The sequence below is a fragment of the Janthinobacterium sp. DSP2-3-3 genome, from assembly GCF_049897325.1.
Classification (GTDB): Bacteria; Pseudomonadota; Gammaproteobacteria; order Burkholderiales; family Burkholderiaceae_D; genus Janthinobacterium.
In genome coordinates, this window is the sequence record NZ_JAFCWA010000021.1 from 31,753 (window position 1) to 57,494 (window position 25,742).

A 25,742-nucleotide genomic window follows, 5' to 3' on the forward strand; every position below is an offset into this window, starting at 1 on the left:
AACCTCTGCCGCCCGCCACGGCGGCACGGTATCATGATGGCAAATTTCAAGGAGCGTGTATGAATCTTGCGCAGCGCAGCCGTTTGCAGGGCATCAGCCTGGGCTTGTTGGCCGGCTATGTCGATACTTTGGGCTTTGTCGCCTTGTTTGGCCTGTTTACGGCCCATGTGACGGGCAACTTCGTGCTGATTGGCGCGGCGCTGGCCAACGCGACGCATGCCTCGATCGCCCTCAAGCTGCTGGCGTTCCCTGCGTTTATTCTGGGCGTGGCGGCGGTACGGCTCTTGAGCGTGGCGGCCGAACGCCGCGGCGGACCGGCGCTGCGCCTGGCGCTGCTGCTGGAGCTGGCGCTGCTGCTCGGTTTCATGGTGTTTGGCGTGCTGGCCGAACCGCTGGGGCCCGAGCCAGGCGCGCTGGCCATGACGGCCGGCCTGTTCGGCGCGGCGGCCATGGGCACGCATAGCGGCATCAGCCGCCTGCTGCTGGCGCACCTGGCGCCCACGTCCATGATGACGGGCAATGTGACACAATTGGTGATCGACACGGTCGACGTGCTGCGCGGCGCGGCCGACGGCGCCACGCGCGAGCGCTGCGTCAAATTCTTCTGGCCCCTGCTGGGTTTTGCCGGGGGCGCCATCCTGGCCGCGTTTGCCTACCTGGCCGTGGGCTTTGCCGCGCTGGCCGTGCCGCTGGCCATTTTGCTGGTGCTGATCGCGCTGGAGCCGGCGCGCCTGGCGGCCTAGTCCTGCGTGCTCTGGCGCGCCGCGACGATGGCCGGTTCGTACACGGCCAGAAACTCGGGCGGCAGGCGGCGCGCGCGGCCGCTGCTCAATTCGATGCAGATCAAGTCCCAGCGCCCGCGCACGACAGTGGCGCCGTCGCTGTCGCGGATCAGCTGGAAGCGCCGTTCCATGCTGGAGCGGCCGTCGCTGGCGCACAGCCAGGTGGCCAGGGTCAGCGCTTCGCCGGCCCTGGTGGGCAGCAGATAATCGTATTCGCCGCGGCGGATCGCCATGGCCCGGTCCAGGCGCCGGTAATCGTCCAGGTCCAGCCCCAGGGTGGCCGAGTGGTGCCAGGCGATATGCTCGCACCAGCGCACATACACGGCGTTGTTCGTATGCTGCAAGCCGTCGATGTCGCCCGCTTCTGGCGTGACGGGCAGGGTGCAGGCGTGCGGATAATCCCAGTTCAAGTGCGATCCTTTCAATGCGGTGGCCGCTGATTGTACGTTCTTGCCGTGTTTCCTGTCTGCGGCGCATACGGGGAGAACACTGTTTTTCATGTTGATGTATGATGCATCATAATTCCCGACTCTCAAAAAATACATATGAGCCACTCCCTGGACAGCCTGGTGCACGTCAACCTGGGCAAATCCGTGTATGCCATGCTGCGCGAAGCGCTGGCGGCGGGGCGCTTCCAGCCAAACGACCGGCTGCGCATCCGCGAGCTGGCGCTGCAGCTGGGCACCAGCGTCACGCCCGTGCGCGACGCCATGCTGCAACTGGTGCAGGAAGAGGCGCTGGTGCTGCGCTCGCCGCGCGATTTCCGCGTGCCCGTGCTCAGCGTGGCGCGCTACCTGGAAATCCGCGCGCTGCGCCTGGAACTGGAAGGACTGGGCGCGGCTGAAGCGGCGCAGCGCATCGACGACGCCACCTTGGCCGATCTGGAACGCCTGTTACAAGCGAATGAAGACGCCATCGCGCGGCACGACCTGGCGGCGGCCCTGCAATGCAACCAGGCGTTTCACCTGGGGCTGGCGCAGGCGGCCGGCATGCCGACCTTGAAACGCTTCGTCGACCACCTGTGGATGCAGACGGCGCCCCTGATCGCCGCCGGCTACGCCAGCTTTTCGCCCGACATGCGGGTCGGCCACCATCACGCCATCATCAGCGCGCTGCGCCAGCGCGACAGCGCGGCCGCGCGGCGCGCCATCGAACAGGACATTCTCGACGGCGGGACGCAGATGCTGGCCTATGTCATGCGCCAGGAGCGCATCCACGCTGCAGGTATTGCAGAACAAAACGCAGAACAAAACGCAGAACAGGACAAGGAAGAACATGACTGAACAGAAAACCGCCATCGTCACGGGCGCCAGCCGCGGCATCGGCCACGCCGTGGCCGAACGCTTCCGCAGCCTGGGCTGGCGCGTCATCACCGTCTCGCGCAGCCCGATTCCCGGCGGCTGTCCGCGCAGCCAGGAGCACAACACGCATGTGTGCATGGATTTGTCGGACCTGAGCCAGATCGGGCAGATGGTCGAGACGCTACGCCCCATGCTGGGCGACTCGAAACTGCATGCGCTGGTCAACAATGCGGGCGTGTCGCCGAAGGGGCCGGGCGGCTCGCGCGTCAATTCGCTGACCACCGACATGCAGACCTGGCAGGAAATGTACAACACGAATTTCTTTGCGCCGCTGGCGCTGACGCGCGGCTTTGCGCAGGAATTGTCGAACGCACATGGCGCCGTCGTGAACCTGTGCTCGATCGCCGGCTACCGCGTGCACCCGTTTGCCGGCTCGGCCTACGCCAGTTCAAAGGCGGCCCTGGCGTCGCTGACGCGCGAAATGGCCAACGACATGGCACCGCTGAACGTGCGCGTCAACGCGATTGCGCCGGGCGAAATCGATACGGCCATCCTGTCGCCTGGCACCTCGCACATCGTCGACACGCAAATCCCGCTGCGCCGCCTGGGCACGACGGCCGAAGTGGCCGATCTGGTGGAATTCCTCTGCAGCGAGCGCGCCTCGTACATCACGGGCGCGGAAATTCCCATCGACGGTGGCCAGCGCATTTAAGAAAAATCATGACCCAGCATATCGGCATCGTCGGCTGTTCGGCCGACGGGCAGCCCTGTGCTACCGCACGATTTGCGAAGAGGGCGCGCATGCGCTGGGAGCGTATGAACACCCGCAAGTCACGCTGCACACGCCGCCGCTGGCGCGCCATGTGGAGTGCCTGAAGGCGGGCGACCTGGCCGGCGTGGCCGAACTGATGCTGGCGTCGGCGCACAAGCTGGCTGCGGCCGGCGCCGATTTCCTGATCTGCCCCGACAACACCATTCACCAGGCCTTCGAGCTGATGGCGCCCCGTGCGCCGCTGCCCTGGCTGCATATCGCCGACGTGGTGGCCGGCGAAGCGGCCGAGCGCGGTTGTCGGCGCGTGGGTTTGACGGGCACGTGCTGGCTGGTCGACAGTGCCGTGTATCCGTGCAGCGAGATCAACCGCATCCTCATGGAGGCGCTGGTGCAGGGCGTGGTCAGGCCGTACAGCGTGGCGCGTTTCCAGGCCATCATCGGCGGCTTGCAAGAGCAGGGCTGCGACGCGGCCTTGCGCCGGGCGCTGGCCGCCTGACTATTTGTCCCGCTGCGTGTCCAGCTGCGCCTGCAGCGCGGCCACCACCAGCGCGTGGTCGTCGGCCTGCGCCAGGCCGGAAACGGTGACCGTGCCGACCAGTCCCACGCCGCGTATCAGCAGGGGGAACGCGCCGCCATGGCCCGCGTACTCGATGTCATCGAGATATTTCACGTCTTCGAAGGTGCTGCCGCGGCTTTTATGAGAAATGCCCATGTAGTAAGAACTGCGGCAAAAGCGCTGCACCGTATTGTTCTTGCGACGTATCCAGTCCGCCTGGTCCGCCGTGGCGCCCGTCATGGCGTAATGAAACAGCACCTGGCCATTGCGCGTGATGTTGACGGTGACGGCCTTGCCCCGCTTGCGCACTTCTTCGACGATCCACAGGCCCACGGCCAGCGCCGTCTCGTTGTCGAAGCGTTCGAACTGCAGGGATTCTTCCTGTTGCGCGAGGGTGTGCAGCAAATCGGCATAATGATCCATCGTCAGGGAGTCAAGTAGTGGCTGGAAGCGCTACTGTAGCGCAGCATGGGGCTGCCGCGCGCGCTTTTTCCATAGCGCGGCTAAAATAGGTGGCATGAACCTGTCCCTGTTTGCCGATGAAGACCAAGCCCCGGCCGCTCCCGCGCCGCTGGTGCCCGGCTCGTCCGCGTCGGTCCTGCTGCGCGGTTTTGCGCTGCCATATCTGGACGAGGTGCTGCCGGCATTGGACGCCATCGTGCTGGCGGCGCCGCTGCGCCACATGGCCACGCCGGGCGGCTTGCGCATGTCCGTTGCCATGAGCAATTGCGGTACTTTGGGCTGGGTCACGGATGGACGCGGCTACCGCTATGCGCGGCTCGATCCTGCCAGCGGCCGTCCATGGCCGCCAATGCCGCCCGTGTTTCTGCGCCTGGCGCAGCAGGCGGCGCTGGCGGCCGGCTATCCGGGCTTCACGCCCGACGCCTGCCTGGTCAACCGCTATGCGCCCGGAGCGCGCATGGCGCTGCACCAGGACCGCGATGAATGCGATTTCAATGCGCCCATCGTCTCGGTCTCGCTGGGTTTGCCCGCCACCTTCCTGTTCGGCGGGGCGGAGCGGGCCGACAAGGCGGCCCGCATCGTCCTGTTGCATGGCGACGTGGTGGCATGGGGCGGCGCCGACCGCCTGCGCTTCCACGGCGTGGCGCCCCTGAAAGAGGGCGAACACGCGGTGCTGGGCGCGCAGCGCATTAATCTGACGTTTCGCAAGGCCAGTTGATCCGTCAATATGCATCAATAATGCAAGACACTTGCAAATGTGATTGTTTTTCTTCATGATATGCAACTTGTTTGCATATGGAGCCATGACCATGAAACGCGATTCTCTTTCCACGCCCCTGCCCGACGTGGCGGCCGGCCCCCATCTGGGCAGCCCCATGCCGCTGGACTGGGTCGGCATGCAGGGCATCGCCTTGCCCTTGTGGCTGGAAGAGGGTGGGCAGGCGCAGCAGGTCCATGCCTGGGCCGACGTGCAGGTGGACTTGCCCGCGCCGCACGTCAAGGGCATCCATATGTCGCGTTTGTATCTGCTGCTCGATGCGTTTGCCGCCGCGCAGCCGCTTGATGCGGGCGCGCTGGCGGACGTGCTGCGGCGCATGGTGGACAGCCACGCCGATTGCGGCAGCACGCAGGCGCGCCTGACGCTGGCATTTCCCGTGCTGCGGCGCCAGCCGGCGCTGCTGACGGCGGGGCTGTCTGGCTGGAAGTCGTATCCCGTGCGTCTGCGGGCGAGTGTTTCTCCGCAGGGCTTTGCCCTGTCCCTGACGGTAGAAATCGGCTATTCGTCGACCTGTCCGTGCTCGGCGGCGCTGGCGCGGCAATTGCTCGCCGACGCCTTTGCGGCGCAATTTGGCGAGGGCAGCATCGACGGTGGTGTCGCCGGCGCCTGGCTGCGGGAACACGCCAGCCTGGCCACGCCGCACAGCCAGCGCAGCACGGCGACGGTCAGCGTGTCATTGACGGAGCAGGCGGAACTGGATCTGTTTCCCCTGATCGACCTGGTGGAGGCCGCGCTGGCGACGCCCTTGCAAACGGCCGTGAAGCGGGCCGACGAGCAGGCGTTCGCGCGATTGAATGGTGCTAACCTAATGTATGTGGAAGACGCGGCCCGCCGCGTGCAGGCGGCGCTGGCGCCACTGGCGTCACTGGCGTCACATTATGCGCAGGCGCGTGTTACCGTACGGCATATGGAAAGCTTGCATGCGCACGATGCCGTGGCGCAGGCGGGCCAGCTTGCCTGAGTTTTGCACTCAACCACCGTGGAGGAAGACAGCATGCCGGAGAACATCGCGCAGGAGCCTGGCGAAGGCAGCCTGGAAGAGGAAGTGGAACGCGAACGGCGCGAACATGCGCTGATCGACGAGGAAAAGCTGGGCATGGACGAGCTGGAAGAAGAGCATTGGAAGCGGGAGCGCCAGCCGGGCGCGCCGGCAGGGCGCTAGCGTCAAGGCGCCGAGTCTAGGTGCTGTATCAGCGCTGGCATCGCGTCGCGCTGCCCGGTACAATTTCGCTTTGTCCTACTCCCCCAGCCCCGGAGGCCCATGAAATATCGCGCATTCTTCCCGTTCATCCTCGGCTTGACAGGCGCCGTCCTGACTGCCTCGCAAGCCCGGGCCGCCACCATCTGCACCGCCATGGCCGACGCCAAAACGGGCGCCGTCTTGCTGCAAGAGGGTAATTGCATCGACCGCGTCACCCCCGCATCGACGTTCAAGATCGCGCTCAGCCTGATGGGCTACGACGCCGGTTTCCTCAAGGATGAGCACAAACCGACCCTGCCATATCGCCAGGGTTATGTGGACTGGGGCGGCGAAGCCTGGCGCCAGGATACGGACCCGTCGCGCTGGATGCAGTATTCCGTCGTCTGGTATTCGCAGCAGATCACGCAGGCGCTGGGTGCAGAGCGCTTCCAGAAATACGTCAAGGCTTTGCGCTATGGCAATGCGGACGTCTCGGGCGACCCGGGCAAGGACAATAGCCTGGCGCGCTCGTGGATCAGTTCTTCGCTGAAGATATCTCCGCTGGAACAACTGGGCTTCTTGCGCAAACTGGTCAATTATCAGCTGCCCGTGAGTAAGCAGGCGATGCAGGAAACGCACCGCTTGACGCGCCTGGCGGACGTGGAGGGCTGGCAAGTGCATGGCAAGACGGGCGCGGCCTTCCCACGCAAGGCCGACGCCAGCTTTGACGAAGCGCATGGCTATGGCTGGTTCGTGGGCTGGGCCAGCAAGGGCGAGCGCAGCATCGTGTTTGCGCGCCTGGTGCAGGACGAGCAGAAGGGCCTGCCATCGGCGGGCTTGCGCACGCGCGACGCCTTGCTGAAAGAATTGCCGGCCCTGCTGGAGCAGGCGCAGAAGTGACGGCCAGCATCGTCGCCGCCACCTTCATCGCTTCCGAGGGAGAGTACCTGGAAGCCGTCATCGAGGTGGGCGGCCAGCGCCTGCACGTGATGGACGAGTTCGGCGGCGCACAGATGGCCGCCGGCACGCAGTTCCAAGCGGGACTGTCGCCCATGCCCAGCGAGCGTGACGACTGGGACGCCATCTTCCGCGCCAACCCGGGGCGGGAAAAGCGCCTGCTGCGTCTCGACGGCTGGCGCTACCTGGCGCTGGGCGTCGTGACGCAGGTTGACCCCGTCATCTGCGACTGCGGCTTGCTGCAAGTGGAAAACCCGTTTACGACCCATGACGTGCGTTGCGTGGGGGCGTATGTCGGTGTCACGCTGGCGCGCCTCGATGCTTGCCTGGCGTAAAATCCGGCCCGCTTTGTTGCCCGCCCTATATACTTGCTGAAACGGATCATCCGGCATCAGACAAGGTTACAAGCATGGCATCAGGCATGGAGCAGTTTCAGGAAAAAGCACGACAGGCGCTGGCACGGGCGCGCACGCTGATCGTTCGCGTAGCGGGCGTGGCGTGGGCCAAGGCGGTGGCGCTGTACCGGCGCGGCCACGCTCACTTGATGAGCTTGCCGCCCGTGCGGCGCGCGCTGGTGCTCGGCCTCTGGTCGTTCCTGGCCGTGCTGGCGCTGCTGACTTTATACATGCTGCTGCTGATCCCCTTGACGCCCAGCATCCACGACTTGCGCCAGGCGCGCGCGGCCGCACCGAGCACCATCGTCAGCGCCGATGGCAAGGAACTGGCCCGCTTCGACCAGGGTTTGCAGGAACGGGTCTCGTTAAAGCAGATTTCGCCGAACGTGATCAGCGCCTTGATCTCGACGGAAGACCACCGTTTCTACGAACACCACGGCATCGACTTCACGCGTACGGCTGGTGCCATCTTGCATACTGCGGGTGGCAACCCCCAGGGCGGTTCCACCATCACGCAGCAACTGGCGCGCAATATGTTCCCAGAGGAGATAGGCCGCTCGCGTAACCTGAACCGCAAGCTGAAGGAGTTGATCACGGCCCTGAAGATCGAGGCCACCTACAGCAAGACGGAAATCCTGGAAGCCTACCTGAATACCGTGCCTTTCCTGTACAACACCTACGGCATCGAAATGGCGGCCCGTACCTACTTCGATAAACCCGCTTCGCGCCTTGATATCCTGGAAAGCGCCACCCTAGTCGGCATGCTCAAAGGCACGAATTACTACAACCCCGTCGGCAACCCGGAACGCTCGCTACAGCGGCGCAACGTGGTACTGGGCCAGATGCGCAAGCATGACGTCATCGACGAGGCGCGCTATAAGCAGTTGATCAAGCGTCCGCTGCGCCTGCATTTCGAGCGCCAGAGCGAACGCGCGCAGTCGGACAGCCATTTCACGGCCTATGTGCGCAAGTGGCTGATCGACTGGGCCGACGAGAACGATTACAACCTGGAACTGGACGCCCTGGTGGTGCACACCACGCTCGACCACGATTTGCAGCAGGCGGCCGAGCGGGCCGTCGAGCGCCAAGCCAACGCCTTGCAGGCGATCGCTGATGTGGAATGGAGCCGCGCCGGCGTGCCGTCGTCCACTTCGACGGGCATGTATGCGGGCATGCAGGGCGGCAGCGTGCCGTTCGATTATTTCTGGAAGTCGCATCCGGCCCTGCTGGACGCCTTCGTGCGCGAGTCGGGCGACTACCGCAAGCTGACGGCCGCCGGCGGAACGCCGGACGACGCGCTGGCGCAACTGAAGGGCGACCGCGCCTTCATGGCGGCCCTGCGCAAGTCGAAGACGCGCCTGGAAGCAGGCTTTGCGGCCATGGACCCGGCCACGGGCGCCGTGCGTGCCTGGGTGGGCAGCCGCGACTTTGCGCGCGAACAGTTCGACCATGTATCGCAGGCGGCGCGCCAGCCCGGCTCCACCTTCAAGCCCATCGTGTATGGCGCGGCGCTGGAAAAGGGCCTCAGCCCTGACCACGTCTACCGCGATGAAGTGATGGATATCAAGGCGGCCGATGGCACCAAATGGCGTCCGACGGACATGAGCGGCACCACGGGACGCGACATGACCATGCGCGATGGCCTCGTGTACTCGAAAAACACCATCACGGCGCAAGTGATGCAAGACGTGGGCTTGCCGACTATCATCAAGTTGGCGCGTGCGTTGGGCATCCGCGACAGCAAACTGGAAAAAGTGCCGTCGCTGGCGCTGGGCACCAGTCCCGTCACCTTGCTGGAAATGGTCAACGCCTATGCCAGCATCGCGGCCCAGGGCGAGGCGCGCCTGCCATTCGTCGTCACTCACATCACCGACCGCGAAGGCAAGGTCATCGCCCGTTTCGGCGAAGACAAACCTCAGCGCGCCATGCAGGCGGCATCGGCGGCCACCCTGACCGACATGATGCGCGGCGTGATCGACCGTGGCACGGGCACGGCCATCCGCAGCCGCTTCGGCATCCGCTCCGACGTGGCCGGCAAGAGCGGCACCACGCAAAACAATGCGGACGGCTGGTTTATTTTGATGCACCCGGAACTGGTGGGCGGCGCCTGGGTGGGCTTCAACGACGCGCGCGTCACCATGCGCAGCAATTACTGGGGCCAGGGCGGCCACAACGCCGTGCTGGTGGTGGGCGACTTCTTCAAGACGGCGCTGGATACGGGCAAGTTGTCGCGCGACGCCATCTTCCCCGGCGGCAAGCCGCCACCGCCGGTGCGCCACGTCGAACCGGTCGAGGAACCACAGGACGAACCGGTGGAAGAGCCGGGAGATATGCTGCAGGAAGGCGCGCCGCCAGCGCCGCTGGCCGTGCCGGCCGAAGGCGACGGCGGGCAGGAGTCGCATGGCAAGGCGGTGTCGGAGCCGGCTCCCGCACTGCCGCCGACGCCGGTGCCGCAAGGATAAGCCCTCCATAGCGAATTCAACCATTGCAAAGAATAATCATGACCTCACCGAAGCCCACACTGCGCCTGATACTCGGCGACCAGCTCAATGTCCAGCACCGCTGGTTCACCGAAGTCGATGACGCCACCATCTATGTTTTGATGGAAGTGCGGCAAGAAACCGATTATGTGCTGCATCATGCGCAGAAAATCCTGGCAATCTTCGCCGCCATGCGCGAGTTGGCACGCCAGTTGCGCCAGCTCGGCCACACCGTGCATTACATCGCCATCGACGACGTGGAAAGCACGCGCTCGATACCGGAGAATATCGAAGCGCTGCTTGTCCGTTATGACGCCGGCGCCTTCGAGTACCAGGCACCCGACGAGTGGCGCCTTGACCAGCAGCTTTATCAGGCTAGTCGACGCTCGGCCATCCCCTGGCTGATGGTCGACAGCGACCATTTTTATACGGCCCGCAACGAGGCCGCCGATATTTTCGCCGGACGCAAGCAATGGCTGATGGAGTTTTTCTACCGGCAGATGCGCAGCACGCATCAGGTGCTGATGGAAGACGCGAAAAAGCCCGTGGGCGGCCAATGGAACTTCGATCACGATAACCGCAAGCCTTGGCGCGGCACGCCCGCCGAGCCGCAAGACCCGCGCACCTTGCACGATCATGGGAAATTATGGGAATCCATCGTCGCTGCCGGCGTGAAAAGCTTCGGCGCGCCCCAAGCCGAGCGGTTGCCTTGGGCGCTGAACCGGGATGAGGCGCTGCAGCAACTCGATGCCTTCATCGAGCGGGCCTTGCCGCACTTTGGCGATTTCCAGGATGCGATGAGCAGCAAGGCATGGCGCTTGTTTCATTCCCTGCTGTCGTTTGCGCTGAACGTGAAAATGCTCAACCCGCGCGAAGTCGTCACCAGGGCGCAGGCGGCGTATCACGCCGGCCATGCTCCCTTGGCCGCGGTCGAGGGTTTCATTCGCCAGATACTGGGCTGGCGCGAATATGTGCGCGGTGTTTACTGGGCCCATATGCCGGGCTATGCCGAGAAGAATTTCTTTGGTCACACGCGCCCGCTGCCTTCATGGTTCTGGGACGGCAAGACGAAGATGCATTGCCTGTCGCAGGCGATCACCCAGTCGCTGGAACAGGCGCACGCGCATCACATCCAGCGCCTGATGGTGATCGGCAATTTCGCACTGTTGGCCGGCCTGGATCCTGCCAGGGTGCATGGCTGGTACCTCGGCATCTATATCGATGCCTTCGAATGGGTGGAGCTGCCCAATACCGTCGGCATGAGCCAGTTCGCCGACGGCGGCCTGCTGGCCACCAAGCCCTATGTTTCCAGCGCAGCGTATATCGACCGCATGGGCGATTATTGCAAAGGCTGCCATTACGACAAGAAAGCGCGCATCGGCGAGCGTGCCTGCCCCTTCAATGCCCTGTACTGGGATTTTTTCCATCGCAACGCGGACACACTGGAACGCAATCCCCGCATCGGCATGGCATACCGCCAGTTGGAGAAAATGGACGCGGCGGCGATCGCGGATTTCCGGCAGCAGGCGGCCACGATGCTGGCCAGGCTCGACTCCCTGTGACTCAGGGCAATCTGGCCCGGCACGCGTTTAGAGGGTATTGCGCCGCAAGCCCGCTTCCCGCACGAACACTTGCAGCGCGGGCATGGTTTGCCGGTGCAGCGTTTTCAATTCCGCTTGCAGCTTGGGCGTGATGGCCAGGCTGCCGTCCGCTTGCTGGCGCACGGGCAGGCCTAGCGCTTGCGCCATTTCCACCGGGTAGTTCGTGAAGTCGCCGTACGGGCGCTTGCCGTCGACGGACGGGGTGGGCCAGTAGCCTTCGGCCAAATAGTCTTCCGCGCCCATGGCCAGCATTTCCTGCGGCATCCATGATTGTTGCCGCAGCAGTGACACATGCCGGGCAGTCAAGGTGAAGGGCGCCTTGCCGTTGGCATAGCTGCCCGGTTTCAGGTCGGCCATCTGCACGAAGTGGGGCAGCATTTGCGACGCTTCCATCAGGCGTTGCGCGGCCAGCGCCGCATCCTTGCTGGCGATGACTTGCATGGCCAGTGCCAGGGTATCGCCCTGGCCCAGCGGGTACGCCGGATTGAGCATGGGCGCGCCGCTTTCCACGGGCGACCAGCCGATGTTGAAACGACGTATCAGCGCCAGGTGCTGCACATGGAGCACCTTGGGCAGCGGCGAGTCGAGGGTGGCCAGGATGCGCTGGCGCACGGCATGGGGCAGGCCGCCGTCGGCCGCGCGCGCGAGCACGGGCGAGCACAGCAGGGCGCCGGCGAGGCGCAGCAACTGGCGCCGCATGGGTTGGATCCGGCGCGACATCATGGCGTCGTCAAGTCTTGACGCTGGAATTCGATGCGGTTTTCCTGGTAGTCCCACTTGGTGTAGGGCCCGAACACGCGTCGGTTTTCCTTGCTGTCGGCATTCGATTGCTCGCGCTTCATGCGCCGCACGAGGGCGGTGTCGACGAGTGGCGCCGTCGTTGCGCTGAACACTTCGTGCCGTACACTCTGCTTGGCGTCGGCGCCGCGCGAAATGATGGTGAGCTTGTGTGAAATGGGATCGAAGTAGAGGCGCATGGCGAAGGTGTTCATATCTTGCAGATACAGGCCATCGTCGCGCCACTGGGCATAGAAATAGTCGCCGCAGACGGCCTTCGGCTCGCGTTTCCATTCGCAGGCGAGCAGGATCAACAGGTGATGCTCATCGAGCTGCTTGATTGAAACACGGGCCTTGGAATAGCCCCAGGTGCTGGGCGGCACGGTCGTCGACGAGAGCAGATTGTACTCGCCCATCAGCTTGGGCATGGGCGCTTGCGCGGCGGCGCCGGCGCAAACGGTGAAGGCGGCCGCCGCAAGGGCGCCGTGTATCCAGGAAAAGGGTGTCATGATGGCGCCATAAAAAAAGTTGCCATATTATAAGTGACAACTTTCTTTGGGGAACGCGCGATTGCACGCGTCCGAGCGCGTTACTTCAGCTTGCTCAACTCCGCTATGTCGATCTTGACGACTTTGTCGCCCACGGCGGCCACCAGCGCCTTGAAGTGGGGCGTCGTGTCATGCGCCGTCAGCGCGGCCTTGTCGGTCCATTCTTCCAGCATGATGAAGCGGGTGGGGATTTTGTTGTCCAGGTGCAGCTCGTAGCGCAGGCAGCCGCTTTCGGTGCGGCTGGGCGGTACGACGGCTTCCAGGGCGGCGCGCACGGCGTCGATATGGTCAGCTTGGGCATCGATGGTGGCGACGACGATCAGGGTCATGGTGGTCCTTGTAAAGTGGTGGGGCGGGTGCAGCTTAGCGCATCCTGGACTTTCATGCCCGCCCTGTCCAGTCTGGTTGCGCCGAAACAGTTTCCGCCGCAGCCAGAGAATCAAGCTAAACCTACGCCGCCTGCAGCGCCCCGATCTGCTCGAAGGCGCCCGTCAATGCCTGCGCCCTGGCTGCGTCGCTGACCTTGACGCCTTCGGCGCGCACGATGTCGAGCTGGGTGATGCCGAGGAAACCGAGAAAGGCGCGCAGATGGCTTTCCTGGTGTTCCAGGCTGGCCATCGGCGTGTCGGCGCCGTAATAGCCGCCGCGCGTCGAAGCGATGATCACGCGCGTGGCTCCCAACAAGCCTTCAGGTCCGTTGGCGCCGTACTGGAACGTCTTGCCGGGCACGGCCAGTGCATCGAGCCACGATTTGAGCTGGCTGGGGATGGCGAAATTGTACATGGGCGCGCCGATGACGATGACGTCGGCGGCCAGCACTTGCTCCAGTGCGCCGGCCAGCGCTACGCCGTCGGCATCGCTGGGGGCGGCAGTGAATTGCGGCAACGGTTGCGCGGCCAGGTCGCGGTAGTGGACGCTGGCGCCAGGCGCGGCCGCTTGCAGGCGGGCGACGATGGCGGCGGACAGTTGACGGCTGACGGAATGCTCGCCGAGGACGCTGGAATCGATATGCAGGATGTTCATGGTAGCCTTCTTGGATGGTATGATCGGGTGGTATTCTTTTGTAACCGAGGTAAATATAGTGACTATCAAATGAACGCACAAGAAGGCACTTTTTCCACACTGGGGCACATGGATGTGACTATTGGCGACGCCGCTGCGCAGGGGGCTGCGCTGGAGCAGCGCATGCGCGACGAGGGCGGCCATGCCGGCGTGGCTGACTCGTGCCGGCCGATCACGGATATCCTCACGCGCGTGGGCGACAAATGGAGCGTAATGGTGGTGATGTTGCTGGGCAATGGCACCAAGCGTTTCAACGAGATGCGCCGCCTGATCGGCGGCATTTCCCAGCGCATGCTGACCTTGACCTTGCGCGGTCTGGAGCGCGATGGGCTGGTGACGCGCACCGTATTCCCCACCGTGCCGCCGCGCGTCGACTACGCCTTGACGGACCTGGGCCGCTCGCTGTTGATCCCCATCAGCGCGCTGGGCGCCTGGGCTTACGGTCACCGCGACGCCATCGATGCGGCGCGGCTGGCGTTTGATGCCAAGGCCGATGCGGGCACAGCGCCAGGCAGCTAGGCCAGCTCAGTCAGGCCAACTGAATCACGGCCAGCATGTCATTGCCATCGGCATCCATGCCTTTTTCCACGAATCCCATGCTGGCATAGAATTTTTTCGCATTGGCATTGCCGGGCTTGTAGCAAATTTCGATGCTGCGCGCGTCCGGGCGGGCACGGATTTCCGCCAGCGCCAGGGCGAGGGCAACCCTGCCATGACCTTGTCCCTGGCGCCGGTGATCGATCATGAAGCGCCAGATCTGGTAGTGACCGGGCGGATCGTCGTCGTCGGGCGAGACGAACATCAGGAAACCGATTACCTCCTCATCGCCATACACGGCGCGCGTATGCATGGTGGTGGGGTAAAAGCTGGCCTCCGCAATGGAATAATCGTTGCTGGCCAGATAGTCGCGCTGCTTGGGCAGCAGCGGCAGTTCGCTGATGATGTCAAAATTGTCGGCCGTGACGGGGCGCAGGCTGATGGGCATGTTCGAAGGTATTAACAGGCAGGACTTGGCACTATGCGTAAAAATTATTCAATAGTCAATGCTGTTCCATCGCCCGCCTTCCGCCGCCGCATGCTGCATATGCCTGTCTAGAGTCCGGCCGCATCCTGCCGGTAGCGCGCTGGCGGCAGTTCGAACTGCTGCTTGAAAAAGCGGGTGAACGCGCTTTGCGAGGAAAAGCCCAGGCGCTCGCTGATGTCCGCTACGCTGATGTTTGTTTCGCGCAGCAGGCGGCGCGATTCGCGGCTCTTGGCGCGCAATTCCAGCGCGCGGAACGAGGTCTGCTCCTGCTGCAGCTGGCGCTGCAAGGTCCAGCGGTTCATCGCCAGGCCGTCGCATAGGGCCGGCAGCAGCGAGGCGCCGTCCGTGTCGACCTGCTGGCCGAGTAAATCGATGATGGCTTGCTCCACGCGGGCCGAAAACAGCTGCGCCCCTTGCAACTGCTGCAATTGCCCCTGGGCATGCCGCAGCGCGTGCGGCGCCAGCATGGCGTTGAACTGGGCGAAGGGCCGGTCCAGCGCCGGCGCGTTGAACGTCAGCGTGTTGCGCGCTTGGCCAAAGGTGGCGGCGGCGCCGAAGCACTCGGCAATGGCGGGCGCGAACCACGGCGCCTTGCCCTGGAAACTGGCATGGAAGGCGGTGGCAGCGCCATCGTCGTAGGCGCGCGCGACCAGCGACAGCATGCGGAAATTGGCCAGCGCCTGCATGGCGCCCCCTAGCGGGCAAAACTCGGACAGGTATTCGATTTCGACGCGCGTGCCATTCTCGCTCATCAGCATGAAATCGAATTCGCCGATCAGGCCCCGCAAGTGCAGCAGCTCGTGCAGCGCGCTGCGCAGGGTGGGGCGGTTGAAACAGACGTGGGCGATGCCCGAGTAATGCGCGAACCAGTGCGTCACGTCGAGATCGAGAATGGCCCGGTGCTGCGGCAACTGTTGGGCGTAGGTCGTCATGCGGCGGTGCCGCTCGGCGTTGATGCGGCCGCCTGGCTCGTTCAGCTGCGCCGGCGTGATGCCCGTCCGTTGAAAGAAGTCGGCCGGGTCGTGGCCATCGGCCTGCATGGCGCGCGCGCATTGCTGCGCGATGCGGTTCGAAACCGTGCGCGTATCGGGTTTGTGCAAGGGTGTCTCCTGCTTGTTGTAGTAATTTTTCACAAATATTAGCACTTTGTAAGAGATTGTTGGTTGTTGTGCCATCTAACCAAAAATTGTTCTCGCGGGTATAAAACGCGTGCTGCGCGGTCAAGAAACTCACGCATTCTCACGCTATATTGTTTTCGGCCGGCCTTGCTGCCGCGCCTTGATACCTACAAAAACAGTCTTGGAGATAATGATGAATTGCACTTTGAAACCGATGGCCCGCGTGGTCGCCGGCTGCGTTGCCACGCTTGCCCTGGCCGCCTGCGGCAACGACACCGCCAGCGAGGAATACAAGCAGCCCGTGTTTGGCGCCACTACCTACAATCAGCTCAAGGTCGACGGCTATGCCTTCAAGGACATGAACCGCAACGGCAAAATCGATCCGTACGAAGATTGGCGCCTGTCGGCCGAGGCGCGCGCCGACGACCTGTTGTCGCGCATGAGCCTTGATGAAAAAGCGGGCCTGATGATGCATGGCACGGCGCCCACCGTGTCCGACCCTTCCGGTATCGGCCTGGGCGGCGCGTATGACTTGACGGCGCTGCAAGACCTGATCGTCAAGCAGTACGTCAATACGTTTATTACCCGCATGGCGGGCGATACGGCCAACATGGCTGCCCAGTACAACAAGGTGCAGGCCCTGAGCGAGACCTCGCGCCACGGCATCCCCGTGTCCATCAGCACCGATCCGCGCCACCATTTCCAGTACACGGTGGGCGCCAGCGCCGGTACCAAGGGTTTTTCCCAGTGGCCGGAAACCCTGGGCCTGGCCGCCATCGGCGACGATGCGCTGGTGCGCCGTTTCGGTGATATCGCGCGCCAGGAATACCTGGCCGTCGGCATCACGCAAGCCCTGTCGCCGCAGGCCGACCTGGCCACCGAGCCGCGCTGGTCGCGCATCAACGGCACCTTCGGCGAAGACGCCGACCTGGCCAAGCGCATGGTGCAGCACTATATCGAGGGCTTCCAGGACGGGAATACGGGCTTGCATGACGGCAGCGTGGTGGCCGTCGTCAAGCACTGGGTCGGCTACGGCGCCACGAAAGAAGGCTTCGACGGCCACAATTACTATGGCCGTTACATGACCTACCCGGGCAACAACTTTGCCTATCATGTGAAGCCGTTCGAAGGGGCGTTCACGGCCAAGGCGGCCTCCGTCATGCCGACATACGCTCTGCCTGATGGGAACATCATCATCGATGGCATCACCCTGGAACAGGTGGCGGCCGGTTTCAGCAAGACCATGCTGACGGATCTGTTGCGCGGCAAATACGGCTTCGAGGGCGTGATCCTGTCCGACTGGGGCATCACTTCGGACTGCGACGCCAACTGCCGCAACGGCACAGCGCCCGGCGTCGCGCCTTCCTTCATCGGTTTCGGCACGCCGTGGGGCATGGAAGACGCCACCAAGGCCGAGCGCTACGTGAGGGCCGTGACGGCGGGGATGGACCAGTTTGGCGGCGTGACGGAAGCGCCATACCTGACGCAGGCCGTGCAGCGGGGACAGTTGACGGAAGCGCGCATCAATGCGTCGGCGCGGCGCATCCTGATCCAGAAATTCAAGCAAGGCTTGTTCGAGCATCCGTTTGTCGATGCGGCGAATGCGGCGGTCACGGTGGGCAAGGCGGACTTCATCGAAGCAGGCCTGGAGGCCCAGCGCCGCTCGCTGGTCCTGCTGGAAAACAAGGACAAGGTCTTGCCGCTGGCGACCAGCATCAAAAAGGTTTATTTGTACGGCATCGATGCGGCCGTGGCGAAACAGTACGGCTACACGGTGGTCGCCACGCCGCAGGAAGCGGACGTGGCCCTGCTGCGCGTGGCCGCGCCGTATGAAACCCTGCATCCGAACTACATCTTCGGCAGCATGCAGCACGAAGGCCGCCTCGATTACGTGGACGGTAATGCCGACTACGAAGCGATCAAGAACGCGGCGAAGAACGCGCCGAAGACGGTGGTGACGGTCTACCTGGACCGCCCGGCCATTCTCGGCAACGTGCAGGACAAGGCCAGCGCCATACTCGCCAACTTTGGCGTGAGCGACAGCGCGCTGTTCGATGTCTTGACGGGCAAGGCCAAGCCGCAGGGCAAGCTGCCGTTCGAACTGCCATCGTCGATGGCCGAAGTGCAGGTGCAGAAATCGGACGTGCCGTATGACACGGCCCATCCGCTGTACAAGTTCGGCTACGGGCTGGCGTACTGACAGGAGCGGGACGGGCCGCCCGGCGCGGCCTGTCCCCGCCCGATTGACAGTACCCTGGCGCTCGCCGATACTGGCCGCTTCGTTTGCCGTTTTGTTCGCCGCTTCTGCCAGGAAGGAACCCCCCGATGTGCCTTAATCCGAAATTGCACCAGACCGTACTTGCCGCGGCGCTTGCAACCGCGCTGGCCATGCCCGCCATGGCGGCCGTCCCTGCAGCGCCCAATGCAGCATCGGCCTGGGTCGAGGCCAGCAACCGCAACACTGCCATCGTGCTGGCGGCGCAGGCGCAGTTCTCGCCCGAAAATGCCTCCGATACGGGCCTGGCCCAGTACGATGGCCTGGCCGCCGACCTGGGGCCGAAAATCACGGAACGTTATGTGACGGCCATGCGGCAGGCGCGCGCGCAATTGCAGCAAAAGCTGGCGGCGGAAAAAGATGAACGCATCCGCCAGGATCTGCAAATCCTGACGCAGGCCGTCGACGCTGAAATCAGCGGTGCCCGGCTGGACGCCAAATACACCTTGCCGTGGGTCGATGTGCCGCAAATGGTCTTTGGCAGCATGCAAAGCCTGCTGCAGGAACAGCGCCCGGCGGCGCGCCGCGCCAAGGCGCTCGAACGTCTGCAGCGCTACGTGGGCCAGTTCCCCGGCAGCACGCCGATCACGACGCAGGCCAAGGCGCGGTTCACGGAAAAGATCGGCAAGCCCGGTCTGGCGGGACCCGTGCGCCTGCAGGTGGAGCAGTCGCTGGAAAACGTGCCAACGTATATCGCCGGCATCCGCAAGCTGTTTGCCGACATGCAGATCGCGGGCGCCGAACCTGCGCTGGCCGCCATGGAACAGCAGTTGAACGCGTATGCGGCATGGGAGAAGCAAGTGGTGCTGCCCCTGTCGCGCACGGATTTCCGCATGGCGCCCGAGCTGTACGCGTTTCGCCTGAAGCAGGTGGGCATCGATATCGAACCGCGCGCGCTGGTCGAACGGGCGCAAGTGTCTTACCTGGAAACGCGCGCCGCCATGCAGGCGCTGGCGCCCGTGGTGGCGGCCAAGCTGGCGTTGAAAGGCGTCGACGGCACGGATTACCGCCAGGTGCTGCGCGCGCTGAAAGTAGACGCCATCCCGAACGAGCAGCTCGAAGCGCACTACAAGGGCGTCAATACGCAGCTGGAAGAGCGTATCCTTCAGCAGCGCGTGGTCGATATTCCCGCGCGCGCCATGACCATGCGCCTGGCGTCCGCCGCCGAATCGGCGGCCCAGCCGGCGCCGCATATGCGTCCGCCTCCGCTGATCGGCAATACGGGAGAACACGGCCAATTTGTCCTCCCCGTCAGCAATCCGGCCGCCAGCGGCAAGGGCGAAGCGTATGACGATTTCAATTTCGCGGGCGCCGCCTGGACCCTGAGCGCGCACGAGGGCCGTCCCGGCCACGAGCTGCAGTTCAGCGCGATGGTGGAGCGGGGCGTGTCGCAGGCGCGCAGCCTGTACGCGTTCAACAGCGTCAACGTGGAAGGCTGGGCGTTGTACGCGGAAGCGGAGATGATTCCCTACGAGCCGGCCGAAGGCCAGTTCATCGCGCTGCAGTTCCGCATGCTGCGCGCGGCGCGCGCCATGCTCGACCCGATGCTGAACCTGGGGCAAGTCACGCGCGAAGAAGCGGGTCGCATCCTGACGGATGAAGTGATGCTGTCGAAAGCGATGGCGCGCCAGGAGCTGGACCGCTATACCTTCAATATGCCGGGCCAGGCGGGCAGCTATTTCTATGGCTACACGCGCATCCTGCAGCTGCGCGCGGAAACGGAGCTGGCACTGGGCACGCAATTCGACCGTATGGCCTTCAACAACTTCCTGTTGGGCCAGGGTTTGCTGCCGCCTGGCCTGCTGGCCAAGGCCGTGCGCGAACACTTCATCCCCGAGCAGAGAAAAGCCAAGGGCTGACGTCGTGGCATCAAGCGCGGCGGGGAAAGGGAATTTTGCCGCTATTGTCCTCGGGCGAGTCGTATAATTACACTCATTGTGTTGGCCACCCTGGAGTTCCACTTGCAGCTACCGATCCGTTATCCGAACATGCCGCAACTGCTGCTGAAAGCCCGCGACAGCCTGCTGCAGCATTTCCGCCCCATCCTCAATCACTTCGGCGTAACGGAGCAGCAGTGGCGCATCATGCGCGCCTTGAATGAAAGCCCGACCCTGGAACCGCGCGAGCTGTGCGAGATCTGCCAGATTTCCAGTCCCAGCATGAGCGGCATCCTGGCGCGCATGGAAGAAATCGGCTTGATCGGGCGCAGCAAGTTCGAAGGCGACCAGCGCCGCCGCAAGGTGCACCTGTCGGAAGCGGGCGCCAGCCTGCTGCTGCAGATGGGTAAACTCATCGACTTGCAATATGCCCACCTGGAAGCGGCCTACGGCAAGCAAGTGTTCGAAGACATGCGCCGCACGCTGGAAGCCTTCATTGCCCTGGAAACCCTGCCGGTGGCGCCCGCCATCCTGCGCTAAATCCCCGTCCTCCCCCCATCTTCTCCCTGCCTGAGCATTGATCGGGCGCGTGTTTCTCAACACGCGCCGCCGCCGCTTTTGCCATGCCTGTTCCGCGCATTGCCGCATTCTGCCGGGATTAAGCCCGTGCGCCTGCCAGTTTTGCTATAAGAGTACGCCTTATAGTAAATCACTTACATGTTAGTAAATAAGCGTATAATTTGTGACACTTGATTCAGATCAAGAAGAACAGCGGATGCCCCCTCGCTGGATGGGGCGGCAACGCGGCGCCACAGCCAGCATTGCGCCATCGCGGCGAAAATACTTATCGTACGTACAATAAAATAAAAAAGTCAGGAAAAAATGAACACTATATGCATGTGCGCTGCGGCGCTGGCCGTCTCCACGCTCATAGTCGCAAACGTTTGCGCCCAAAGCAATGTCACTATTTACGGCGTGGTCGATGCGGCGACCGCCTACGCGAGCAACCAGGGCGGCAAGTCGAACACCTACATGCGCAGCGGTAACTTATCCGCCAGCAAGATCGGTTTCCAGGGCGTGGAAGATCTGGGCGGCGACTTGAAGGCGCTGTTCTTGTTGGAAAACGGCTTTGAAAGCGATACGGGTGCGCAAAGTTCCGCCAGCTCCCTGTTCAACCGCCAGGCCTACGTGGGTTTGCAATCGACAGCCTACGGCTCCTTGACGGCCGGCCGCCAGTACACGCCATACTACCTGCTGGTGGGTTCGCTGGCGTCGAGCAATGTCTTGACGGGCGCGACCGGCGCCCATCCTGGCGACATCGACGGACTCGACACGACCGTGCGCATCAGCAATTCCGTCACCTACAGCATGCCCGCCTGGCGTGGCTTGCAGGCCAGCGCGCAATACGGCTTTGGCGAAGCGGCCGACGGCAATGTCGTGGGCAGCAGCTTCAGCGCCGCCGTCAAGTACAGCACCTTGCCGGCTGAATTCGCGCTCGGCTATCTGAAATTGAAAAATGGCGCAAATGGCGCCGGCTGGAGCGATAACGCCTCGGCCAGCTTCGGCATCTCGGCCATCAACCGGGGCTACGCTTCGGCCGAAAGCATAGCATTCATCGCCGCCAGCGCGCGCTATACCATGGGCAAGTGGATGGTGGGTGCCAATGCCAGCAATGTGCAATACCAGGCCGGCAGCCATTCCATCTTCCGCGACACGGTCATCTTCAATACGGCCGGCCTGATCTCCAGCTACCAGCTGACGCCACAGTGGTTCCTGGCCGCCGGCTACAGCGACACTTTCGCCAGCCACGCCAACGGCGTGTCGGACCGCGCGCGCTACCGCCAGCTGTCGTTCGAACAGACGTTTGCGCTGTCGAAGCGCACCGCGATCTACCTGATCGAAGCGCGCCAACTGGCGCGCGGCCAGACCCTGGGCCAGGACGGCGCCATCGTCAAGGCCGTCGCTTCGGTCGGCGATTCGCAAAACGGCACGCCGTCGTCGAATGGCGGGCAGACGGTGGTGATGGTCGGTCTCAAGCATTCTTTCTGAACGGTTGTTGAACTCACGGGAGCTTCAATTGGACGCTACACATCACAAGGAGGGCCGCGGCCCTCTCAATCCCGGCCGCCGCATGGTGCTGGCCGGCTTGCTGTCGGCTTCGGCCGCGGCGCTGATTCCCTGGGCGCTGGCCGAACCGGTCGCCAATGCGGAGCAGGGCGCTTTTTTGGGTGTGTCGGCCATGCTGGTCGGGCGCCCGGTGCTAGACCCGGTGCTGGCCAGACGCCTGTATGACGCGCTGGTGGCGCAGGACGCCGCCTTCCCGGGGAAGGTGCGCGCGCTGCTGACCTTGATCAATGCGCAGGGCTTGCAGACGACCGGCTTGCAGGAAGCGCTCGATGCGCTCGATCCCGCCCAGTCGCCGCTGGCGGCCCTGCCGCGCCAGATCGCCAGCGCCTGGTACCTGGGTATCGTCGGCACGGGAGAGGCGGCCGTCTGCGTCGCCTACGAACAGGCTTTGAGCGCGGCCGTCGTGGCCGACGTGCTGAAGCCTCCCACGTATTCCTACGGCGCTTATGGCAGCTGGGCCAGAAAACCAATTTAAGGAGCCATCATGGCTGAAGAACTCTCTGCCGATTACCTCGTGATCGGCTCCGGCATCATCGGCTCCCTGGCCGCGCGCAAGCTGGCGCTGGCCGGCGCTTCGGTGCTGATCCTGGAAGCGGGTCCGCGCGTGTCGCGCGGCGAAATCGTCGCCCGTTTCCGCAACACGACGCGCCGCAGCGACTGGATGTCGCCGTATCCGTCCGTCGCCACGGCGCCGCATCCGATCTACCAGCCGAACGATAACGGCCACCTGGTGCAGGCCGGCCCGTACCCGTACCCGGCCGAATACATCCGCCAGTTCGGCGGTACTTCGTGGCACTGGGCCGCGCAGGCGTGGCGCAACGTGCCGAACGACTTCCGCATCCATACGCTGTACGGCGTGGGCGTGGACTGGCCCATCAGCTATGCAGACCTGGAGCCGTTTTACCAGGAAGCGGAAGACATCATGGGCGTTTCCGGGGCCGAGAACACGGGTTCGCCGCGCCAGCAGCCATTTCCGATGGAATCCGTGACGGAGCCATACGCCATGCGCCGCATCCGCGAACGCCTCGACCCCTCGTTCAATGTGGTCGGCAACACGGTGGCGCGCAACAGCGTCAGCTACGCTGGCCGCCCGGCCTGCTGCGGTAATAACAGCTGCCAGCCGATCTGCCCCATCGACGCGCAATACCATGGCGGCATCGCCGCGCAGCAGGCGGAAGACGCGGGCGTCAAGATCCTGTGCAACGCCAACGTCTACAAGCTGGAACACGACGCGCAGGGCTGCATCACGGCCGCGCTGTACTATGACGTGGACAAGAACAGCCATCGGGTCACGGCCAAGACCTTTATCCTGGCTGCCAACGGCATTGAAAGCCCCCGTTTGCTGCTCGTTTCCGCCTCGGACAAATACCCGAATGGCCTGGCCAATAGTAGCGACATGGTGGGCCGCAACCTGATGGACCACCCGAGCACCTCGATCACCTTCGATGCCGATGAAGACCTGTGGCTGGGCCGTGGCCCGCAAAGCCCCAATTCCATCAACACCATGCGCGATGGCGATTTCCGCAGCCAGCATTCGCCATACCGCCTGGACTTCACGAACATTTCACGCGTGGATGGCGCCACCAGGGAATTGATCGGCAAGGGCATCTTTGGCGCGGAATTCGAACAGCAGCTGCGTTTCCGTTCGGCGCGCGAAATGAGCTTGAAAAATGTGCTGGAAGTGCTGCCGAATCCGGAAAACCGCATTGCCCTCAGCAGCGAAAAGGACGCCATGGGCATCCCCAAGCCGCAGGCGCATTATGCGATCGACGACTACACGAAGCGTGGCCACGAGCGTTCGAAGCAGGACTTCGAGCAGATCGCCAAGCTGATGGGCGGCACCAATCTGCGCCACAGCAAGGAAGGCGTGTTTGCCAACAACCAGCACATCTGCGGCACCCTGTCGATGGGTTCCGACCCGGCCAAGGCCGTGTGCGACCAGTGGGGTCGCACCTTCGACCATGCCAACCTGTTCCTGTGCAGCACCGGCGTGCTGCCCACATCCGGCACCTGCAATTCGACGGAGAATGGCCTGGCCGTGGCACTGCGCACCGTCAAGCATATCCTCGACGAACAGGGAGGAACAGCATGATGGCGACTTTCAGAATGGCGGCTGGCGCCGCGCTGCTGTTCCTCGTGTCCTTGCCGGTGCTGGCGGCGGACGCCCCCGGCGCCGATGTACAGGCCATCGAACGTGGCCGCTACCTGGCCACGGCCGGAGACTGCATCGCCTGCCACAGCGTGCCGGGCGGCAAACCAATGGCGGGCGGGCTGGCCCTGGCCACACCGCTGGGCGCCATCGTCGCCACCAACATCACGCCGTCGAAAACGCATGGCATCGGCAACTACACCTTGCAGCAGTTTTCCGATGCGCTGCGCCGCGGCGTGCGGGCCGACGGCGCGCACCTGTACCCGGCCATGCCCTACACGGCTTATGCCAAGGTAACGGACGACGACACGGCTGCCCTGTACGCCTACTTCATGCATGCGGTGGCAGCGGTGGACACGGCGCCGGCAACACAGACGGACTTGCCGTTTCCGTTCAATATCCGCCTCTCGATGGCGGGCTGGAATTTGCTCTTCCTCGATACAAAACCGTTCGTGGCCGATACGTCGAAAAGCATGGAGTGGAACCGCGGCGCCTACCTGGCGCAAGGGCTGGCCCACTGCACCACCTGCCACACGCCGCGCAATGCGCTGATGGCCGAGCAACTGTCGAAAGAGCTGGGCGGCGCGGACCTGGGCACCTGGTATGCGCCGAACATCACCTCGGACGTCAACAGCGGCATCGGCAGCTGGAGCCAGCAAGACCTGGCCGACTACCTGCGCACGGGCCGCGCAGCGCACCGGGGCCAGGCGGCCGGACCGATGGCCGAAGCCATCGACCATAGCCTGAAGCACTTGAGCGATGCAGACTTGAACGCCGTGGCGCATTACCTGAAAAGCGTGCCGGCCATCCGCGACAAGGCGGACACGAAGCCGGTGACGCAATGGGGTCAGGCGGGCGACGCGTTGAATGCCATACGCGGCGTGCCGCTGCCGCAAAACCTGAACAAGATGTCGGGCGCGCAGCTGTACGATGCGCAGTGCGCCAGCTGCCACCAGGCCAGGGGTGAGGGCAGTTTCGATGGCAGTCTGCCGCCGCTGTTCCACAACTCGGTGACGGGCCGCAGCAACAGCAATAACCTGGTGATGGCGATACTCGATGGTGTGGAACGCCAGGATGGCAAGGGCAGTCATGCTGCGGGCCACGCTGTCAACCATGTCATGCCCGCCTTCCGCCAGAGCCTGTCGGACGAGCAGATCGTCACCTTGGGTAATTACGTGCAGAAGATGTACGGCAATCCCGCCATCAAGGTGACGGCGGAACAGGTGACCACCCTGCGCGACGGCGGCGCGCCGTCGAACCTGATCGGCTTGGCCCGCGCGGCCATCATCGTCGGCGTGCTGGTGCTGCTGGCCTTGCTGGTATGGTGGCGCGGACGTCGGCGCCAGCACGCATAAGCACCAACCGGTGGCAAAGGCTGGGGCCAGACTGTAAAGTCTGGCCTTTTTTTTGGTTCATCGCACTTTGCCGGGGAACGCATCCTTGATTTTAAGGAAGAAGTATGCCGAGTCCCGGAAACCGTAAGCCATCCGCTTGATAACTTTGATGCGGTTGTTGACACCC

General features: G+C 63.8%; 28 protein-coding genes. 19 read left to right on the forward strand and 9 right to left on the reverse strand.

Translation table 11 applies throughout. The features are described from left to right. Positions 1-59 precede the first annotated feature (59 nt). On the forward strand, positions 60-743 hold the full coding sequence (locus ACP7DE_RS27030; RefSeq protein WP_426074995.1) for a YoaK family protein: 684 nt from the start codon (positions 60-62) through the stop codon (positions 741-743). On the opposite strand, the gene ACP7DE_RS27035 is transcribed toward ACP7DE_RS27030, so the two are convergent. Continuing rightward, on the reverse strand, positions 740-1,192 hold the full coding sequence (locus ACP7DE_RS27035; RefSeq protein WP_426074996.1) for an acyl-CoA thioesterase: 453 nt from the start codon (positions 1,190-1,192) through the stop codon (positions 740-742). The two genes, ACP7DE_RS27030 and ACP7DE_RS27035, sit on opposite strands and share 4 nt — an antisense overlap. 135 nt (positions 1,193-1,327) lie before the next feature. Between ACP7DE_RS27035 and ACP7DE_RS27040 the strand changes: the two genes are divergently transcribed. From ACP7DE_RS27040 to ACP7DE_RS27050, 3 genes are read left to right on the forward strand one after another with little or no spacing between them, the layout of a single operon-like run. Beyond that, positions 1,328-2,065, forward strand: coding sequence for a GntR family transcriptional regulator (locus ACP7DE_RS27040; RefSeq protein ID WP_426074998.1), 738 nt, complete (start codon positions 1,328-1,330; stop codon positions 2,063-2,065). After that, positions 2,058-2,795, forward strand: coding sequence for an SDR family NAD(P)-dependent oxidoreductase (locus ACP7DE_RS27045; RefSeq protein ID WP_426074999.1), 738 nt, complete (start codon positions 2,058-2,060; stop codon positions 2,793-2,795). Before ACP7DE_RS27040 ends, ACP7DE_RS27045 begins: the two co-directional genes overlap by 8 nt. Beyond that, the gene (locus ACP7DE_RS27050) at positions 2,779-3,351 is read left to right on the forward strand and encodes an aspartate/glutamate racemase family protein (RefSeq protein WP_426075001.1); all 573 of its coding nucleotides are present in this window, start codon (positions 2,779-2,781) and stop codon (positions 3,349-3,351) included. The genes ACP7DE_RS27045 and ACP7DE_RS27050 overlap by 17 nt, the downstream gene beginning before the upstream one ends. On the opposite strand, the gene ACP7DE_RS27055 is transcribed toward ACP7DE_RS27050, so the two are convergent. Beyond that, a complete protein-coding gene (locus tag ACP7DE_RS27055; RefSeq protein ID WP_426075002.1) occupies positions 3,352-3,834 on the reverse strand; it encodes a heme-degrading domain-containing protein in 483 nt (160 codons plus the stop codon). Between the two features lie 94 nt (positions 3,835-3,928). Here ACP7DE_RS27055 and alkB point away from each other — a divergent pair, with 94 nt between their 5' ends. The 7 genes from alkB to ACP7DE_RS27090 all read left to right on the forward strand — a co-directional run bounded on the left by alkB (position 3,929) and on the right by ACP7DE_RS27090 (position 11,225). Further along, positions 3,929-4,591, forward strand: a complete 663-nt coding sequence (alkB, locus tag ACP7DE_RS27060; protein WP_426075003.1) for a DNA oxidative demethylase AlkB — start codon at positions 3,929-3,931, stop codon at positions 4,589-4,591. A gap of 85 nt (positions 4,592-4,676) precedes the next feature. Continuing rightward, positions 4,677-5,612 (forward strand): GTP cyclohydrolase FolE2, encoded by a 936-nt coding sequence (folE2, locus tag ACP7DE_RS27065; protein ID WP_426075004.1) that lies wholly within the window; start codon positions 4,677-4,679, stop codon positions 5,610-5,612. A gap of 33 nt (positions 5,613-5,645) precedes the next feature. Continuing rightward, the gene (locus ACP7DE_RS27070; protein ID WP_426075005.1) at positions 5,646-5,813 is read left to right on the forward strand and encodes a hypothetical protein; all 168 of its coding nucleotides are present in this window, start codon (positions 5,646-5,648) and stop codon (positions 5,811-5,813) included. A 99-nt stretch (positions 5,814-5,912) separates the two neighbouring features. Beyond that, positions 5,913-6,731 (forward strand): class D beta-lactamase, encoded by an 819-nt coding sequence (gene blaOXA / locus ACP7DE_RS27075; protein ID WP_426075006.1) that lies wholly within the window; start codon positions 5,913-5,915, stop codon positions 6,729-6,731. After that, positions 6,728-7,123, forward strand: coding sequence for a hypothetical protein (locus ACP7DE_RS27080; RefSeq protein ID WP_426075007.1), 396 nt, complete (start codon positions 6,728-6,730; stop codon positions 7,121-7,123). The genes blaOXA and ACP7DE_RS27080 overlap by 4 nt, the downstream gene beginning before the upstream one ends. A gap of 74 nt (positions 7,124-7,197) precedes the next feature. Then, positions 7,198-9,645, forward strand: a complete 2,448-nt coding sequence (locus ACP7DE_RS27085) for a penicillin-binding protein 1A (RefSeq protein ID WP_426075009.1) — start codon at positions 7,198-7,200, stop codon at positions 9,643-9,645. Between the two features lie 38 nt (positions 9,646-9,683). Further along, entirely contained in the window at positions 9,684-11,225 is a 1,542-nt protein-coding gene (locus ACP7DE_RS27090) for a cryptochrome/photolyase family protein (RefSeq protein WP_426075010.1), read from the forward strand. 27 nt (positions 11,226-11,252) lie between these two features. On the opposite strand, the gene ACP7DE_RS27095 is transcribed toward ACP7DE_RS27090, so the two are convergent. The 4 genes from ACP7DE_RS27095 to ACP7DE_RS27110 form a co-directional block, all read right to left on the reverse strand. Continuing rightward, the gene (locus ACP7DE_RS27095) at positions 11,253-11,987 is read right to left on the reverse strand and encodes a hypothetical protein (RefSeq protein ID WP_426075011.1); all 735 of its coding nucleotides are present in this window, start codon (positions 11,985-11,987) and stop codon (positions 11,253-11,255) included. Next, positions 11,984-12,550, reverse strand: coding sequence for a hypothetical protein (locus tag ACP7DE_RS27100; RefSeq protein WP_426075012.1), 567 nt, complete (start codon positions 12,548-12,550; stop codon positions 11,984-11,986). Before ACP7DE_RS27100 ends, ACP7DE_RS27095 begins: the two co-directional genes overlap by 4 nt. 80 nt (positions 12,551-12,630) lie before the next feature. Beyond that, positions 12,631-12,918 carry a putative quinol monooxygenase gene (locus ACP7DE_RS27105; RefSeq protein WP_426075013.1) on the reverse strand — a complete coding sequence of 96 codons (288 nt, stop codon included), beginning with the start codon at positions 12,916-12,918 and terminating at the stop codon, positions 12,631-12,633. 121 nt (positions 12,919-13,039) lie between these two features. Beyond that, on the reverse strand, positions 13,040-13,612 hold the full coding sequence (locus ACP7DE_RS27110; protein ID WP_426075014.1) for an FMN-dependent NADH-azoreductase: 573 nt from the start codon (positions 13,610-13,612) through the stop codon (positions 13,040-13,042). A 162-nt stretch (positions 13,613-13,774) separates the two neighbouring features. Between ACP7DE_RS27110 and ACP7DE_RS27115 the strand changes: the two genes are divergently transcribed. Next, positions 13,775-14,170, forward strand: a complete 396-nt coding sequence (locus ACP7DE_RS27115; RefSeq protein ID WP_426075023.1) for a winged helix-turn-helix transcriptional regulator — start codon at positions 13,775-13,777, stop codon at positions 14,168-14,170. A 10-nt stretch (positions 14,171-14,180) separates the two neighbouring features. Here the strand turns inward: ACP7DE_RS27115 and ACP7DE_RS27120 are convergent, their stop codons facing one another. Together ACP7DE_RS27120 and ACP7DE_RS27125 are read right to left on the reverse strand one after the other, a co-directional pair. Continuing rightward, positions 14,181-14,636: a GNAT family N-acetyltransferase gene (locus ACP7DE_RS27120; RefSeq protein WP_426075015.1), complete on the reverse strand. Its 456-nt coding sequence runs from the start codon at positions 14,634-14,636 to the stop codon at positions 14,181-14,183. A gap of 107 nt (positions 14,637-14,743) precedes the next feature. Then, positions 14,744-15,775: a helix-turn-helix domain-containing protein gene (locus ACP7DE_RS27125; RefSeq protein ID WP_426075016.1), complete on the reverse strand. Its 1,032-nt coding sequence runs from the start codon at positions 15,773-15,775 to the stop codon at positions 14,744-14,746. Positions 15,776-15,983: 208 nt separating this feature from the next. Here ACP7DE_RS27125 and ACP7DE_RS27130 point away from each other — a divergent pair, with 208 nt between their 5' ends. The 7 genes from ACP7DE_RS27130 (at position 15,984) to ACP7DE_RS27160 (ending at position 25,576) form a co-directional block, all read left to right on the forward strand. Next, entirely contained in the window at positions 15,984-17,993 is a 2,010-nt protein-coding gene (locus ACP7DE_RS27130; RefSeq protein ID WP_426075017.1) for a glycoside hydrolase family 3 protein, read from the forward strand. A 125-nt stretch (positions 17,994-18,118) separates the two neighbouring features. Continuing rightward, positions 18,119-19,927, forward strand: coding sequence for a DUF885 domain-containing protein (locus ACP7DE_RS27135; RefSeq protein ID WP_426075018.1), 1,809 nt, complete (start codon positions 18,119-18,121; stop codon positions 19,925-19,927). Between the two features lie 102 nt (positions 19,928-20,029). After that, complete coding sequence (gene hpaR / locus ACP7DE_RS27140; RefSeq protein WP_226939756.1) at positions 20,030-20,485, forward strand: homoprotocatechuate degradation operon regulator HpaR; 456 nt, start codon at positions 20,030-20,032, stop codon at positions 20,483-20,485. 342 nt (positions 20,486-20,827) lie between these two features. Next, positions 20,828-21,994, forward strand: a complete 1,167-nt coding sequence (locus ACP7DE_RS27145; RefSeq protein WP_426075019.1) for a porin — start codon at positions 20,828-20,830, stop codon at positions 21,992-21,994. A 28-nt stretch (positions 21,995-22,022) separates the two neighbouring features. Beyond that, positions 22,023-22,547, forward strand: coding sequence for a sugar dehydrogenase complex small subunit (locus ACP7DE_RS27150; RefSeq protein WP_426075020.1), 525 nt, complete (start codon positions 22,023-22,025; stop codon positions 22,545-22,547). A 9-nt stretch (positions 22,548-22,556) separates the two neighbouring features. Continuing rightward, positions 22,557-24,164 carry a GMC family oxidoreductase gene (locus ACP7DE_RS27155; protein ID WP_426075021.1) on the forward strand — a complete coding sequence of 536 codons (1,608 nt, stop codon included), beginning with the start codon at positions 22,557-22,559 and terminating at the stop codon, positions 24,162-24,164. Then, positions 24,161-25,576 carry a c-type cytochrome gene (locus tag ACP7DE_RS27160; protein WP_426075022.1) on the forward strand — a complete coding sequence of 472 codons (1,416 nt, stop codon included), beginning with the start codon at positions 24,161-24,163 and terminating at the stop codon, positions 25,574-25,576. Before ACP7DE_RS27155 ends, ACP7DE_RS27160 begins: the two co-directional genes overlap by 4 nt. Positions 25,577-25,633: 57 nt before the next feature. Here the strand turns inward: ACP7DE_RS27160 and ACP7DE_RS27165 are convergent. Next, positions 25,634-25,742, reverse strand: a 109-nt coding sequence (locus ACP7DE_RS27165; RefSeq protein ID WP_426075024.1) for a transposase, incomplete at its 5' end; no start/stop codon positions are given.